Origin of the sequence: Parabacteroides chongii (assembly GCF_029581355.1) — a bacterium.
In the GTDB taxonomy this organism is placed as follows: domain Bacteria; phylum Bacteroidota; class Bacteroidia; order Bacteroidales; family Tannerellaceae; genus Parabacteroides; species Parabacteroides chongii.
On the sequence record NZ_CP120849.1, the window covers coordinates 243,436 to 260,762 of the forward strand.

At 41.8% G+C, this 17,327-nt stretch carries 12 protein-coding genes; all 12 read right to left on the reverse strand.

Going from position 1 to position 17,327, the window contains the following annotated elements:
• Positions 1-24: 24 nt before the first annotated feature.
• Positions 25-2,712: a 4-alpha-glucanotransferase gene (locus P3L47_RS01120; RefSeq protein ID WP_277782448.1), complete on the reverse strand. Its 2,688-nt coding sequence runs from the start codon at positions 2,710-2,712 to the stop codon at positions 25-27.
• A 125-nt stretch (positions 2,713-2,837) separates the two neighbouring features.
• Positions 2,838-5,375, reverse strand: a complete 2,538-nt coding sequence (locus P3L47_RS01125) for an adenosylcobalamin-dependent ribonucleoside-diphosphate reductase (protein WP_277782449.1) — start codon at positions 5,373-5,375, stop codon at positions 2,838-2,840.
• A 255-nt stretch (positions 5,376-5,630) separates the two neighbouring features.
• Positions 5,631-7,028, reverse strand: a complete 1,398-nt coding sequence (gene dnaA / locus P3L47_RS01130; protein WP_277782450.1) for a chromosomal replication initiator protein DnaA — start codon at positions 7,026-7,028, stop codon at positions 5,631-5,633.
• Between the two features lie 366 nt (positions 7,029-7,394).
• Positions 7,395-8,279, reverse strand: coding sequence for an MlaD family protein (locus P3L47_RS01135; protein WP_122353848.1), 885 nt, complete (start codon positions 8,277-8,279; stop codon positions 7,395-7,397).
• Between the two features lie 23 nt (positions 8,280-8,302).
• Entirely contained in the window at positions 8,303-9,517 is a 1,215-nt protein-coding gene (locus P3L47_RS01140; protein WP_277782451.1) for an N-acetylmuramoyl-L-alanine amidase family protein, read from the reverse strand.
• A gap of 239 nt (positions 9,518-9,756) precedes the next feature.
• Complete coding sequence (rplI, locus tag P3L47_RS01145; protein WP_122362415.1) at positions 9,757-10,200, reverse strand: 50S ribosomal protein L9; 444 nt, start codon at positions 10,198-10,200, stop codon at positions 9,757-9,759.
• A 21-nt stretch (positions 10,201-10,221) separates the two neighbouring features.
• A complete protein-coding gene (gene rpsR / locus P3L47_RS01150) occupies positions 10,222-10,491 on the reverse strand; it encodes a 30S ribosomal protein S18 (protein WP_007654155.1) in 270 nt (89 codons plus the stop codon).
• Between the two features lie 2 nt (positions 10,492-10,493).
• Positions 10,494-10,847, reverse strand: a complete 354-nt coding sequence (gene rpsF, locus P3L47_RS01155; RefSeq protein ID WP_028726943.1) for a 30S ribosomal protein S6 — start codon at positions 10,845-10,847, stop codon at positions 10,494-10,496.
• 61 nt (positions 10,848-10,908) lie between these two features.
• Positions 10,909-12,348 carry a sulfatase gene (locus P3L47_RS01160; protein ID WP_277782452.1) on the reverse strand — a complete coding sequence of 480 codons (1,440 nt, stop codon included), beginning with the start codon at positions 12,346-12,348 and terminating at the stop codon, positions 10,909-10,911.
• Between the two features lie 28 nt (positions 12,349-12,376).
• A complete protein-coding gene (locus P3L47_RS01165; RefSeq protein WP_122362417.1) occupies positions 12,377-13,918 on the reverse strand; it encodes an arylsulfatase in 1,542 nt (513 codons plus the stop codon).
• A gap of 83 nt (positions 13,919-14,001) precedes the next feature.
• The gene (locus tag P3L47_RS01170) at positions 14,002-15,570 is read right to left on the reverse strand and encodes a sulfatase family protein (RefSeq protein WP_122362418.1); all 1,569 of its coding nucleotides are present in this window, start codon (positions 15,568-15,570) and stop codon (positions 14,002-14,004) included.
• 112 nt (positions 15,571-15,682) lie between these two features.
• Entirely contained in the window at positions 15,683-17,317 is a 1,635-nt protein-coding gene (locus P3L47_RS01175; protein WP_277782453.1) for a RagB/SusD family nutrient uptake outer membrane protein, read from the reverse strand.
• Positions 17,318-17,327: the final 10 nt, after the last annotated feature.

Here is a 17,327-nt window from a genome sequence, read left to right on the forward strand (position 1 = left end):
CTTTTTTATTGTTATATCCTGTTCTTATTTTCTTCCTGAAGCAGTAATCAATTCTGCAATCTTGTCATTAAAACGATCTTCCGACAACAGTCTTTCCAACGGGATATGCATCCGGTAACGCCAGTAATGATTGGAATTGGCAGGTACATTGATCCGCTCCGATTCGATATCTTTCCTTTTTACCGTATCGTCGATGGCAAACCAATCCTGTAACGGGATAATGGTCAGCATGGAGTTTGTCGCCAGATGATTTTCCACAATACGGGAAGCAATCTCCGACGAACATTCTTCCGGTGCCTGTCCCTCATAATGTAATACATTATTATAATAGCGTTGTATCTTTTCCCGGTCTTCTTTCCACCAGTTCCGGAGTGGCGACATATCATGCGTCGATGTCGTACAAACGGAATGATAAGGCAGGTTATGCATATCGGTGAACTCACTCTGCGGACTCTTGGGCATCCGTTCTATTTCGAGACTAAGGATCTGAAGTTTGTTCATGACATCGGGTACGGAATCAGGTATCATTCCCAAATCCTCACCGCACACCAACATATTGGTACTTCCAACCAATGGCGTCAGACGCTTAAATGCCTGTGCTTTCCAAAAATCGTTATGACGGTGATAGAAGAAGTCCCAATACAACTGGTCGAATGCATACTTATCGGAAGTATTCAACTCACTGTACATATAAGAATGACTGGCGGAAATACGGGGATGATACTTTTCCTTTTCCTGCGGATCACGCAAAAACAGAACTTCATTGGCTATGGCAAACAAACCCTGTTTTATCCGCAAAGAAACACCGTCTGTTTTACCGGAAAACAGGGTTTCAATCTTTCGTTGTGTATCGCAGAACGATTTCAAGACAAAATGATTGGATGAAGACTGAGCCAAATAGGTTCCCTCCACTTCTTCAGCTAAATCGCCAAATAGTTCGGGCAGGAACTTCCGGTTAATATGCGGTGTCGTAAACCGGGCTTCGTTGAATACCATACCATATTGTTCTATCTCGTCCTCGGTAAGAGGTAAAGCCGGATTAAAATGACCGCAAAGCCCCTGGATATAATCCAACGGCACTTCCCATATACGGAAGAAACCTAATATATGGTCGATACGGAAACAATCGAAATAGTCGCTCAACTTACGGAAACGTTTCTTCCACCAGGAGAAATTGTCTTTCTCCATGATATTCCAGTTATAAGTAGGGAATCCCCAGTTCTGTCCGTCCATAGAGAAGTCGTCGGGAGGTGCTCCGGCCTGACCGTTCATATTAAAATACTGCGGCTCCGTCCAGGCATCGATACTGGTCCGGTTCACTCCGATCGGAAGATCACCTTTCAGGACAATACCGTTTTTACGAGCATAGTCGGACACCGACTTGAATTGTACATGGAGTATATATTGCAGAAAATAATAGAACGATATTTCCGGATATGCTCCACTGTCTTCCGAACATAATTCACGTATCTGAGATTTATTATAGATCGCATTCTTATCCCATTTGTTAAAGTCGGACGTTCCATACTTTTCACGCAGATAGCTGTAAGCGGCATAAGGAATCAACCAGGATTGGTTCTGTTCGAAAAACTCCTGATATTCCGGAGTCGACAGAACAGACTGTCCTTCCTGACTGAAGAACTCACGGCAATAAGCCAGCTTATATCCTACTGCAACTTCATAATCGACGAAGTCTTTTGCATTCAGTTCCTCTTGTTTTGTTTTATAAAAAGCGGCACGGCCTGCATCCTTCAGCTCTCCCATCTGCGGCAGGCAGATATACATCGGATGAAGGGCATACACGGAGATGGCACTATACGGATAAGAATCCATCCAGGTATGACTCATTGTCGTATCATTCATAGGCAATACCTGAATAATACGCTGGCGGGTTTTCTTCGCCCAATCGACCAGCATCCGCAAGTCTCCCAGATCACCGACACCGAACCCTTGTTCGGAACGTAAAGAAAATACGGGGATAACTGTTCCCGCACACCGCCATAAAGGTAAATTATCACGGAAATACAATCCGGAGATCATTACCGTTTCTCCGAAATCCTGCGAAGGCAAGTCGAGTTTCCGGTTCTCATCTTCCTCCCAGTATAAAGGTTGATGTTTATCATTGTCATATACCAGGAATTTATATTCCAACGGATAAGTGATGTCATTCGCATCCAGGTCGATGTGCCAGTCGGGGAATGTATCGCAACTAAGTATCAACGCTTTATCCGGATGCCAGTTTCCCAGACATTCCTGATTCCCGGTAATGGCAATACTTTGCGATTTCTCTACACGGGGAGCCGATATCTTAATGGTCAGTTTCTTTCCGCTTTTTACAACTCTTTCATATGTATTGCAGGGATGTGCAAACAGGCTTTTGGTAAAAGCCGAAGAGTAAAAGGCCAGATTAGCCGGACGTATCTGCCAGTAATCATATAGCGTATAATGATTGGCATGTCCTTCAAATGTTACCTGATGATTTTTCTCCCATTCTTCAAATATCTGTTTGTCGTTTATACTTAAAAAGTAGCGATATTCTATGGTCTGCTGAGGCGATGTAAGTTCCAGCTCAAGCTGCCAGTTTCCATCCCCTTTGTAGTTCATTTCTTTCGCCAAAGCAGGCTCCCATGAGCCAAGCTCGGGAATAGATCCAACCACACATAACTTCTGACCCCAAACGGTATGGAAGTTTATATTAAAGGTGACTTTCATGTGTATCAAATTTAGTTCCAGCCACGAAGATATGAAATTAATTGAAAATTGAGAATTGAAAATTAAAGGAAGAAAGCACCTTCTTCTCTCATTTTCAATTTTCAATTTTCAATTCTCAATTTCCATCATCCGCACTTTGAAGCTCCGCAGTTTGTACAGATCAGGCACCCTTCCTGATAGATAAGGGTTTCCAGACCGCAGTTCGGACATTTCTGTCCTTTTGCTTCCGTACCGTTCGGCAGATATTTCTTCAAGGCACGTTCAACACCGTTCTTCCAGGTATTGATCGATTCATTATTCAGTTCCATTCCCTGAACCAGCTTGATAACCTGGTCGATAGGCATACCGTAACGTAATACTCCGGAGATCAGTTTTGCATAGTTCCAAAACTCAGGATCGAACTTTCCGTCCAAACCTTCGATGGTCATCTTATAACCACGTTTATTCTTGAACTGGAAGTCATAATGTTTCTTTCCATCTTCATCGTAGCTCTTGATGATCGTACCTTTAGAAACATTCTTCGGCAACATAATACCTTCATCATCATCTGCAAGCCCGGTAAAGATCTCATACGGACGACCGTTCAGCAAACCGACGAAAGCGATCCACTTCTCACGATTATTCTGGAATTTAACCACATCGGCTTCCAGTTCACGCGGACGTGTTGAAACGATCACCGGCGGTTCCATACAGTTGCAATCGTCTTTCTTCTTCTTTTCGGTTGCCAGCAATACACCGGAACGTGAACCGTCACGATAAACCGTACAGCCTTTACAGCCGCACTTCCATGCTTCAACATACAGAGAATCTACCAATTCTTCCGACACGTCAGCCGGCAAGTTGATGGTTACACTGATAGAATGGTCTACCCACTTCTGAATACGTCCCTGCATGCGGACTTTCTGCAACCAGTCCACATCATTCGATGTAGCCTTATAGTATGGTGATTTAGCAACCAGCTCATCAATTTCTTCCTGTGTATATTTCTTAGTAACGGAATAACCGTTGGCCTGCATCCAGGTAACAAACTTATGATGGAATACTACATATTCTTCAAATGCGTCTCCTGTCTCATCCACAAAATCGACACGGGCTTCCGCATCATTCGGATTTACTTTCCGACGGCGTCTATATACCGGAAGGAATACAGGTTCAATACCGGAAGTTGTCTGTGTCATCAAACTGGTCGTACCAGTCGGAGCAATCGTCAGACAGGCAATGTTACGACGACCGTATTTTAGCATATCGGCATACAGTTCCGGATCAGCCTCACGCAGACGGTTAATGAACGGATTTTTCTCTTCACGTTTTGAATCGTAAATTTCGAAAGCTCCACGCTCTTTCGCCATCATTACCGATGAACGGTAAGCTGCCAAAGCTAACGTTTTTTGGATCTTCTCTGCACATTCCGTAGCCTCTTCTGTTCCGTAACGCAGACCTAAAGCGGCAATCATATCGCCCTCAGCTGTGATACCCACACCTGTACGACGTCCCTGCAATGTCTTCTTCTGGATCTTTTCCCACAAATGACGTTCAGTTTCCTTCACTTCCATTGATTCCGGATCAGAGTCGATCTTTTCCAGGATCTTTTCGATCTTTTCTGATTCCAGATCGATAATGTCATCCATAATACGCTGTGCCAGTTCTACATGCTTTTTAAACAGATCATAGTCAAAATAAGCATCTTTTGTAAACGGATTCACAACATAAGAATAAAGATTGATAGCCAGCAAACGGCAACTATCATACGGACAAAGAGGTATTTCACCACAAGGGTTCGTAGAAACCGTACGGAAACCAAGATCTGCATACGAATCCGGAACTGATTCACGAAGAATTGTATCCCAAAATAATACACCGGGTTCAGCAGACTTCCATGCGTTATGGATGATCTTCTTCCACAAAGCCGGTGCGTCAATTTCTTTCACCGTTGTCGGATCATTCGAATCGATCGGGTATTGTTGTTTATACGGACTGCCGCTAACCACAGCATTCATAAAATCATCGTCAATCTTTACAGATACATTGGCACCTGTGACTTTGCCTTCTGTCATTTTTGCATCGATGAAAGACTCCGAATCCGGATGTTTGATCGATACACTTAACATTAACGCACCACGACGCCCATCCTGTGCAACCTCACGTGTCGAATTGGAATAACGTTCCATAAACGGCACCAATCCTGTCGATGTCAATGCAGAGTTCTTCACAGGAGAACCTTTCGGACGGATATGAGACAAGTCATGTCCTACACCTCCGCGGCGCTTCATTAACTGAACCTGTTCTTCATCAACACGGATAATTGCCCCGTATGAGTCTGCTGATCCATCCAATCCTATAACAAAACAATTAGAGAGTGAGGCAATCTGGTAGTCATTGCCAATTCCCGTCATCGGACTTCCCTGAGGAACGATGTAACGGAAATGATCAAATAGGTCATAAAGTTCCTGCTCCGATAATGGATTAGGATACTTTTTCTCAACACGAGCAATTTCATTAGCTAACCTATGGTGCATATCTACGGGAGATTCCTCATAAATATTCCCGAATGCATCCTTCAAGGCATACTTGTTTACCCATACTTTAGCGGCAAGCTCGTCGCCTGTAAAGTACTCCAGTGAAGCTTTAAATGCTTCATCGAATGTGTAAGTTTTATGGTTCACGATAAATACTGTATTAATAATAGTGCAAGTTTAAGAATACTTTATTTATTGACCAAATTATTCAAGAACTAAAATCAAAACAAATATAAGGTTTTCCATTTCATTTTATACACCATATGATTATCAATAAAATAACTTTTTACATCATCAAATTTATTTTCCAAAAAGAAAACATCGACAAATCCTATGTTTTCCAAAACAGAAAAGGATGCTATAAAAATAACATCCTTTTTAATCTTTATATGTAGAGATTTATTAGCCTCTCAACTTCACTTCGATCTCTTCTACCGAAGAACGGAAAGATTTACTCGTTTCCATCTGATCTTTGATCGTTTTACATGCATGCAGTACAGTTGCGTGATCTTTCTTTCCGACAATCTTACCGATGTGAGAGAATGAAGAATCCGTATATTTTTTGGCAAGATACATCGTTATCTGTCGAGCCTGTACTATTTCGCGTTTTCTGGAACGGGTCTGAATAACCGCCTGGTCCAAATTGAAGTAATTACAAACTATCTCCTGGATCATCTGAACAGAAAGCTGCTTCTTTTCCAAGCGAACAGCCTGACTAACGACACGCTTAGTCAAAGGCAGATCTATTTCCTTATTATTGATAACAGCATTTGCCATCAACGAAACAAGAATTCCTTCTAGGGCACGAACATTTTCCGTTACATTATTTGCAATGAAGTTAAATACCTCATCCGGTATAACGATACCGTCATGGTTGATCTTATTCTTCAGGATTTTCTTTCTAAGATCCAGGTCCGGACGACTTAACTCAGCAGTAAGTCCCCATTTCAGACGGGTGATCAATCTCTCTTCCATACCCTGCAGGTCGACAGGAGCCTTATCCGAAGTAAGGATTAACTGCTTACCTAACTGATGGAGGTGATTGAATATATGAAAGAATGTATTCTGAGTCTTATCCATACCGATCAATTCCTGGATATCATCCAACAACAACACGTCGATATTCTGATAAAAATTCAAGAAGTCATTCGTCGTATTTTTACGGATCGCGTCAGTAAACTGTACACGAAACAAGTGGGAAGAAACATATAACACCTTCTTTTCCGGATGGAGTTCGCGGATACGGGTTCCTATAGCATGACACAAATGTGTCTTTCCAACGCCAGACGGTCCGAAAATGAACAGCGGATTAAATGTTGTTTTTCCAGGATTCTGAGCAACGGCTTCACCAGCTGTACGCACCAACTTATTACTGGTTCCTTCAAAATAGTTATCAAAGTTATACTTGGGATTCAATTGAGGATCTAAATCCTGCGGTGCAGCTTGAATAAATGGATTAGGAGCCTTATTTGCATCTTTGGGAGTTATTTTCTTTACTGCTACTGAACCATTTTCTGCCGGATAATCCACCGTACCACCAGTTGTCTTATCTACCATCACACGGTAGTTAAGTATTGTACCCTGACCAATCACACGATACAATGTAACTTTCAGTACATTGACGTATTTCTCTTCAAGATATTCATAAAAGAACTGGCTTGGCACCTGGATCGTGAACTTATTATCCTCGTAGGATAACGGGACGATCGGCATGAACCATGTGTTAAAAGCGGCCTCCGGCACGATGTCTTTTATGACAGCGAGGCATTTATTCCACAATGTCTGATATTCAGTTTGCATGATTTATTACTCTCCCAACTATACTTTTTTATTTTTCCGACTACAAAGTTTAGAAATTAATTCGTAAAAAAAAAGTGCCGAATTATTTGGTTCTTTTGAATGTTTAATATCCCATTTACTTTCAAGCAGTTATAAAAAACAAAACTGATTTACAGCCACTTACCTACTTATCTATTCACGAAGCCTTTATTTTGGGGCACTTTTATTAACTACGCTATCCCACTATTTTCCATGCAAAAGGACCTATAGAGTAAGTTACTTTCCTCTATCTAAAGGCCTTATGCATGCCTACAATTATGTTTATATATATTTTTCCTTAATTGGAAAATTTCTAAATAAGATTAGACTCTTTAATCATCTTTTTGGTCAAAAAACAGAAAAATGAACATATCTTTTCGGATTCTGCTTCAGATCCAGCAACAACCTGGAAGCATTCAGCATCGTACTATCCAAATTATTATACAAACTCCTGTCATTCAACAATAAGCCCAATGTATTATCCTTCTGATTCAGCTTGTTTGTAGTTAGTTGCAGGTTCGCCAAAGTTGCATTGATCGAATTGACCGTGGTGGCCAAATCCAGCTCCTTCAATCCGGAACTCACTTCATTAAAATTACCGGTTATTACTTTCAGGTCAGAAACGATACCCGGAACATCTTTACTCAGCAAACTATTCAGTTGGCGGGTGGAAACCTCCAGGTTCCCTGTGGTCTTCGCAATATGATCCAGGGACTGAGATATTGCCGGATGATTGATCAAGGCCTGTAAGCCGCCCAATATCGAATCCAGCTTAGGCAAAAGCACTTCTACCCCCGGCAAGATCTTTTCCTGTACGGCCTGCATCATATCCTCCTCCATGCGCCCCTCGATTGTAGCACCTGGTTTCAAATAGTCTTGTACATATTTATTTAGATGAATATGAAGCTCTCCACCACTTAAAAGCGTCTTTATAATAGTTATATAACTCCCTGAAGTCAACCGCATCTCATCGTCAAGGCTGATCTCAACCGTTATTTTATCAGTATTCTCATAATCATAAACAATACTTCTCACCAACCCCACTTTAAAACCGTCAATGAAAACAGGACTAGAGACTGTTACATCTTTTACATTATGAAATGTGACAAAATAATGATTTACCGGTTTAAATAAATTTATACCTTTCAGATAATTAATCCCGAAATAAAGCAATGCCAGACTGACTATACTCACAAGTCCGATCTTTGCCTCTTTGGTCAATATACTTTTCATCCCTTTAAATTATATGTTTCTCTTTAATATTTCACCTTTTTGCCATCTTTAAAAGCTACGATAAACGCATCTTTAAAATCTTTAGCTACCTGCCTGCGCAACTTCCTGATCGAATCAAAATCAGTCGTTTCACCACAAGTATATTTATAGATTCCTTTTTCCACGAAGTAATCCACATTCTTATATCCTTTAAACACTTTTGCCCCCGAAGAAAGTTTTTTATCCGAGGTAAGAATTTGCACTTTATAGACAATTCTACCTGTTGTGACTGATTTTGTTCCCGCAGCGGTAGTTGTACTCTGCCTTTTTTGTGAAGAGACGGAAGACTTCTTCTTTCTATTTAGAATATCCTGTTCGCTACCGGGTGCTCCCCCTTCTTCTACTTGCTCATCTGCAAAATAAGAAGTTTCTACCGATGTCGTTACGCTTCCGGAAGAAGAATTTCCTCCCGATACTCCTCCTTGCTTTCGGTCATATTCTTTTTTATATCGAGTAAATGCATCGAACAAAGCATTTGCCAGTTTATTTTGTCCATCTGATGATTTCATAAAATGTTCCTCATCGCGATTCGAAATATATCCCAGTTCTACCAATACACTCGGCATACTCGTTTTCCTTAAAACCAAAAAGCCAGCCTGTCTTACCCCTCTGTCAGCCCGTTTAGCAGACACAAAACACTTTTGTATCTCCGAGGCAAAACCTATACTTTGTTCCATATGCTTATTTTGCATAAACTCAAAGATAATATAGGATTCAGAAGAATTCGGATCAAAGCCTTCATACTTTTGTTCATAGTTATCCTCCAGTAAAATAGCCGAATTCTCACGCATAGCCACCGCCAGATTTTCATCAGTACGAGCCAAACCCAACGTATATGTTTCCGTTCCCCGAGCTGTACTACCCTTTTTAACTGAATTTGTATGGATAGAAATAAAAAGATCCGCCTTATTCCGATTCGCGATATTTGCACGTTCATCCAACTCAATAAAGCGATCAGTCTTGCGGGTATAAATAACTTTTACATCATCGTGGCTCGCAGATATCTTATCTCCCAGTTTCAAAGCTACTGAAAGATTGATTTCTTTTTCATTGATAACCGTACCTCTCGCTCCCGGATCCTTTCCGCCATGACCAGCATCAATCACGACAGTAAACGTTTTCTCCCTCGCCTGAAGTACAGGCTGGGTCAAAAACAAGACCATCAGCAGATTAATACATAGAAAAGATATCCTAGCCATTTTACAGTATTTTTATGCAAATTCGGGGCAAATGTAGTATTTTTTTGCTGATTAAGCGAAGTCTTTTTCTATAAATAATTGGTCGTCTCTTGTTTACAACAAAGAGAATCCAATATTAGAAAACAAATTTAGCCCAATAACATGAAAGCAACAAATCAGTTTTATAAAAAGAAATGACGGAAAATAAAAAAGGGCAAATCCCGAAGGACTGCCCTTTTCACTTTATATCGTTTACTGAATTATTCAGAAACTACTTCGAAAGGAATTTCTACAGAAACTTCTTTGTGAAGTTTAAGGATTGCTTTGTAGTTACCTACTTCCTTAACAGCATCCTTAATATAGATGATCTTACGTTCTACTTCAAAACCGGCCTTTGCCAAAGCTTCAGCAACCTGAATATTTGTAACAGAACCGAAGATTGTACCTGTTGAACTGGTCTTTGCACCGATAGTCAATGCAACGCCTTCCAACTTAGCAGCCAATGCCTGAGCATCTTCTTTGATCTTAGCCAATTTGTGAGCACGCTGTCTCAGGTTTTCAGCTAATACTTTCTTAGCAGACTCAGAAGCGATTACTGCCTTACCCTGGGGGATTAGAAAGTTACGTCCGTAACCGTCTTTTACTGTTACGATATCGTCTTTGTAACCTAAGTTGATTACGTCTTCTTTCAAAATAACTTGCATATTCTGTCTCCTCTCTTTTTATTATTTCATTAAATCGGTTACGTAAGGAAGCAACGCCAAGTGACGAGCTCTTTTTACAGCCTGAGCGATACGACGCTGGAACTTCAAAGAAGTACCAGTGATACGACGCGGAAGAATTTTACCCTGTTCGTTCAGGAATTTCTTCAGGAATTCAGGATCTTTGTAATCGATATACTTGATACCGTTCTTTTTGAAACGGCAATATTTCTTTTTCTTAACGTCTACTGAAGGCGGAGTTAAATATCTGATTTCTGATTGAGTTGCTGCCATGATTAATTCTCCTTTACTGTTTCTTTAGATGATTTCAGATTTCTTCTCTTAGCGGCATATTCTGCTGCATATTTGTCCTGGCGGAAAGTCAGGAAGCGGATCACACGTTCGTCACGACGGAAGTTAACTTCCAGAGTAGCGATAGTTTCCGGATTTGCCTTGAATTCAACCAGCTGATAGAAGCCTGTTGTTTTCTTGTCGATAGGATAAGCTAATTTGCGCAATCCCCAATTTTCTTCGTTCACGATTTCAGCACCCTGTTCTTTCAAGATGTTCGTGAATTTTTCTACCGCTTCCTTCATCTGTGCGTCAGACAAAACGGGAGTTAAAATGAAAACGGTTTCATAATTGTTCATAAAACGCTGTTTTATATTGTTAGTACTTAAAAATTTGCGGGGCAAAGGTAAGGAGTTTTTTTTATTCTGCAAACTTTGTTTCAAAAAAACTACATTCATACTCAGGATTAAGCATTGTAGGAATCGGAGCTTCTACCTTTTGTTTCCATACCTGCAACCAATCGAACAATTCATCTCGCTTGTCTTTATTCTGCAAAGCCAGATTCTCCTTTTCAGACACGTCCGTCCGGACATTATACAGTTCAACATTCCCAGTCTCATAATTTTCAATTAGCTTCCAATCATCCACTCGGATCACAGAAACCGGTCGTGTGCGGAAACCATCATTACCAGTCTCAACCGTTTCTTTTTCATTCCCTTCTAAATAAGCAGGAAAATGCCAGAACAACGGCCTCCCCTTAAAACCTGTTTCATTCCCCGCCAATAACGAAAGAAGACTGACTCCATCCAACAGTAAATCAGACTGTCTTACTCCGGCTATTTCCAAAAATGTGGGAAACAAATCGAGCTGCATGACCGGTATATTACAAATTTCCCGTTTCTCATATTTACCTTTCTGATAAATAACCATCGGTATTCGAATTCCTCCTTCATAAAAAGAACCTTTTCCTGCTCTTAAAGGCCACTGACGTGATATTCCATATACTCCTCCATTATCTGAAGTAAATACAATAAAAGTATTTTCCTCTATTCCCAAAGCCTGTACCTCATCAAGTACTCTTCCGATATTCCAGTCCATATTCTCCACCATAGCGGCATAAACTGGATTATCGTGAGCCGATGTCGACGGCTTTTTTCTATATTTATCAATCAGGTCAGCTTTTGCTTGTAAAGGAGTATGCACTGCATACGTCGCATAATATAGAAAGAATGGTTTACTCTTATCTACTTTCCGAAGATAATCAACAGCTTCCAAACCTAACCGATCCATCAAATATTCCCCTTCCGGACCATCTGTCAAATCTTCATTATAATAAGGAGAAAAGTAGCTTTTAGGATGTCCGGCATGATTTCCTGCAATATTAATATCAACACCATTTAGTAACGGATTTTCAGTTACATGCCATTTCCCTATATGGCAAGTCTGGTAACCGGAATCTTTTAATACTTCCGGAAAAAGCCGGATACCCGGTTCCAATGATGTCCGGTTCGGAATTGCAACCAATTTACGTTTACTGGCATCACCACGGTTAGGTTCCCCGACCGTATAAATACCATGCCGAGGTGTATACCTTCCGGTCAGTAAACAAGCACGACTGGGAGCACTGTTCGCTGCACCAGCATACGCTTCATTCATCCAGATACCTTTTTCACGAAGACGGTCGATATTTGGAGTTTCATAATATTGGCTTCCGTTATTACTCATATCTGTCCATCCCAAATCATCTATATTGATCAATATGATATTCGGACGATCGGATGCTACTGCGAGACTAGGAACCGCAGCTAAAGAACAGACCCAGAAGTACAAATAAGGGTGTAAAGTATTATTTATTCCCATAATATTAATTTGTATAATAGTTGACTCTTTACCAAACTGGCATTCTAAATCCCTCAACAACCGGTTCGGTATGTTGTGAACGGAATATGTTTAACGCCTTTTCTACCAAATCAGGATGTTCAGAAGAAACATCCTGCTGTTCGCGGGGATCTTTCGTCAAATTATATAATTCTATGTTCCGATTTCCTTTCTTTATATCACCAACAAAAGCTTTCCATTCTCCCATACGAACAGCCCGTTGACCTCCGGACTCCGGAAATTCCCAGTAAAGAAACTCATGCTTTTTCTGTTGTTCAGTTTTTCCGGTCATTTCCGGTAACATGCTAATGCCGTCCGTCGGCGGACAGTCGACACCGGCTATCTCACACATTGTCGGCATCATATCCCAAAATGCAGACAACAGATCAGAAGTTACCCCCGATTCTATATGTCCGGGCCATACAGCTATCATCGGCACACGGATTCCACCTTCCCGCAAATTAGCCTTACCCCAGCCTGCTTCACTTTTAAAAGGCTTGGCACTATCGAAATAAGGAGAGTCTGCTCCGCCATTAAAAGTCGGTCCATTATCACTGGTAAAGATAATTACTGTGTTTTCATATATACCCAACTCCTTCAACTGCCGGACCAGACCACCGATCTGTTCATCCCAATAGCTGATCATTGCTGCATACGTCGCATGTGGGTAACGGCATGGATAATAACCAGCCTCTCCCAAATACGGTTTCTCATCTCCCCATTTGTCCACATAATACTTTACCCAACGTTCCGGAGCCTGCAAAGGAACATGCGGAACCGGCGTTGTCCAAAACAATGCGAAAGGTTCACTTGCCGAATGTTCCACAAAGTTCAGTAACTCATGATACATCAGATCCGGAGTATACTCCGACTGCGTAAACTTACGATAATTCTCTTCATTCAATACATCTGCTCCTTCATCCAGTTTAGTACCAGGAACTACTAACTCGTTATCTATATATTCCCTGGATTCATTCCGATACAAGAACGGAGGATAATACGTATGCGCCATCCGCTGACAGTTATACCCATAAAAGAAATCGAATCCCATTTTATTGGGTGTACTTTCCGACCCGGGCCAGCCTAGCCCCCATTTGCCGATGCAAGCAGTGGCATAACCAGCTTCCTTCAACTTGCGGGGGATCATGATTGTGTTTGCAGGAACAGGCCGTTGGCCTTCTAAAGTCGAATCTGCGACCATCGCTCTATAATTCCAGACATCTCCGCGTGAAGCGACCGGATCATTGCCGCGAATATAAGCATGACCGGAATGGAGTCCTGTAAACAGGGAACAACGCGATGGTCCTGATACAGCCTGTCCGCTATAATGGTTCGTAAAACGCATGCCTTCAGCAGCCAGTTGGTCGATATTCGGAGTTTCTATTTTTTCCTGTCCAAAACACCCCAACTCTGCATATCCCAGATCATCGGCAAGAATATAAATAATATTGGGTTTAGTTTGTTCACTTTCCTTTAGGTCAAGAGTATTACATAACACACCGGAAGGAACTAAACCGGCAATAGCCGTATAGTATAATATGTTTTTTTTCATGGTAATAATTTTTACAGGCAGATATGATTTAGTACATATCTGCCTGAATTTTATGGTGCATAACTAAAACCTCAGCTTATATCTTAATTTTTCCATGCTTCCTGAAATCCTTTTTGCTTTTCTTGCTCAAGTATCTTTTTGAAAGCCGAGACTTTTTCAGGATACTGAGACGAAAGGTTGTTCTTTTCACCAATATCCTCACGAAGATTATAAAGCTGATCTTCTTTTGAATTGCCAAGTTCCGTATTTGTCAGCTTATTATATGCAGGCCCATTGTTCGGGGTAATGTATTTCCATTCGCCGTCACTGATAGATAATGAACCGGAAGATTCGATTACATATTCACGTCCCTTCTGGCTTTTGCCGGTCAATACCGTCAGGTAGTCATGGCTATCCGATCCAGCTTCCGCACTCATCTCCTGACCTGTCAGCTTTTCCATCGATGCGAACATATCTATATGGGAAAATAGGGCATCGGACACACCCGGTTTTACTTGTTCGGGCCAGCAAACAATAAATGGAACGCGTGTTCCTGCTTCAAAGTTACTATATTTACCACCGCGAAAATCTCCCCACGGACGATGATCCCCCAAAAGTTCCACAGCACGATCCGCATATCCGTCATCGACAACAGGACCATTATCGCTCGTTAGTACAATCATCGTGTTTTCATAAATACCGGCAGCTTCAAGTGCTTTTATAATTTCACCGACAGTCCAGTCGAATTGCAGAATTGCATCCCCCCGATACCCCATGCCGCTTTTATCACGAAAACGTTCATGCGGATAACGCGGAACATGGACATCATTCGTTCCGACATACAGGAAGAAAGGAGCATCCTTATGCAGGTCGATAAACCGGACAGCCTTAGTCGCAATCGAATCGGCAATATTTTCATCTTCCCAAAGAGCCGTACCGCCTCCCTTCATATAACCTATACGAGAGATACCGTTCACTATCGCCATGTCATGCCCATGGTTAAGAGAAGGTTTCAACTTGGTTAAAAGCTCCGGATGATCTTTACCTAAAGGTTCTCCGGGGAAAGGTTCTTTATAACTGACAGATATAGGAGCCGACGGATCATAATTAGCGACTTTCTGGTTTTCCATCCACACACAGGGGACACGGTCGCCTGTTGCAGCCATCAAATAAGAATAATCAAAGCCCAGATCACCCGGTCCGGGTGTCACCGTGCCGTTCCAGTCCTGCGTACCGGCTTCTGCTCCCATCCCTAAATGCCATTTACCGATCGCACCGGTAGTATAACCGGCAGACTTGAATATATCGGCAACTGTCGTTTGTTCCGGACGAATGACCATGCCCGCATCTCCTGTCGCAATCCCGGTATCGTTGCGACGCCAGCTATAAAGGCCTGTAAACAAAGAATAACGGGAAGGAGTACTGGTCGATGCGACCGCATGTGCATCTGTAAAACGTAACCCATCAGAAGCCAACCGGTCTACATTCGGTGTACTGATACGATGGGCACCATAGCAACTCATATCACCATATCCTAAATCGTCAGCCACAATAAAGATCACATTGGGTTGTGTTTTCGCCTGCTTACTTTCACCGGATTTGGAAGCTGAACCACCACAGCCTGCAAGAGAGACCAAGCTTAATCCGTATATTAACTCCAATTTAATATTCATACTATCTCTATTTTTTTATTCGTATTTCTTTTCTTTATAATCAAAAGGCCGTCCCACTCTCATGAGACAGCCTTTGATTCCTATCATCATCCAAAATCAGTCTTCAAAGGTGTCAACGTAAATTCGGATTAATATTCTTTTCAGCCAATGGGATCGGCCAGATATCCTGTCCTTTCTGGAAACTACGTGTGTTTACATACCAACGGTTATACGGATCCGGTTGCCCGTCTTTCATCTTCATCAAGCTTTGATCCGACACATAAAACGGCGAACCGTAAATATCAGCATTCAACTTCTCTTCAGCAATACCCCAACGGAACAAATCCCACAATCTCCATCCTTCGAAAGCCAGCTCAACCATTCTTTCTTTCTGAATCAGTTTAAACAGCTTATCCGGATTCGTTTCTGTCAATGCCGGCATACCTACACTCTGACGTCCCCGAACTGCATTGATCGTCTGATCCAACAACTGCTGCGTGATCGCTTCACCACCACGAACTTTGGCTTCAAGATACATTAACAAGACATCGGCATAACGCGCCAACGGAACATTCACACCATAAGAGTTTACATTTCCACTCCAGGACTCGTCCAGATATTTACGTAAAAGATATCCCGTTTGCGTTGTCTGTCCCGGTCCGATTTTATCAGCAGTCGTGCTCTCCGGATTACAATGATACACAGTACCTCTAAAAGTAGCACCTTCATAATAAAGCGTATAATCCAGACGAGGATCACGATTCGCTCCGAAATTAGCCTTGTTGAAACGTGCATCCTCGTAGCTGAAAGGCGTTCCATCCAGAAAATCGTATGCTTCAAACAAATGGTTCGAGATATTTATCAAACACCAACCACCGTCTTTGATCGGATAAGCATGCTGCGGCAAACCCGTTCCGGCAAGATCGTCGACAAACTGAGTCGCGAAAATATGTTCGCTGCTACCTTCTCCGGACTGATAGAACAAAGTTTGATAATTCGAATCCAGCGCATTATCACCCCAGGAGATAATCTGTTCGCAAGCAGCCGCAGCATTCGTAAAATCTTCCATCACCAGATAGGTACGTGCAAGATAAACCAATGCGGCCTGAGCCGTAGCTCGTCCCTGCTCCGCAGAAGGTAAATCTTTATGACGGGGCAGTATTTCAGAAACAGCTTTCAGCTCATCTGCTGCATATTTCAATACCTCAGCCCGAGTAGATTTCGTCACGCTATTCGCTTCCTCCAGGGTCATTGTTTTAGTTACAAGAGGAACATCACGATAAAAAGAAGCCAGATAAAAATACTGAACCGCACGGATAAAACGAGCTTCAGCTTTCATTCGTTCCATCTCTGCACTCTCATTGGCTAATGCATCCAAACCATCGATAAAACGACAACAAGCGCTTATTCGCTTATAAGGTTTCTGATAAAGATTGGTTATCCACTGATTGGTTTCCGTAATTGTTCCGGCAGTCAACTGTCCTATCGCATTATTAAAACCGCGACGATCATAACCTATATCGGATATACCATCCAAAAGAATCGTTGCGCTATATGCCCACCAGTCAGAGACATTGTAATCGACTCCCAAAGTAATACCTCCGCGATATAAACCATTCAAAGCTAATTTTACATTCGCCTCATCATGGTAAAAAGTCTCTTCACTAAAACTAGTCAACGGATAGCGATCCATGTCACAACCACCCAGCAATAACAGAGAAACTGCCGTCAGACCAATCGTTCTTATTATTTTATTTGATTTAATCATTGTATACATA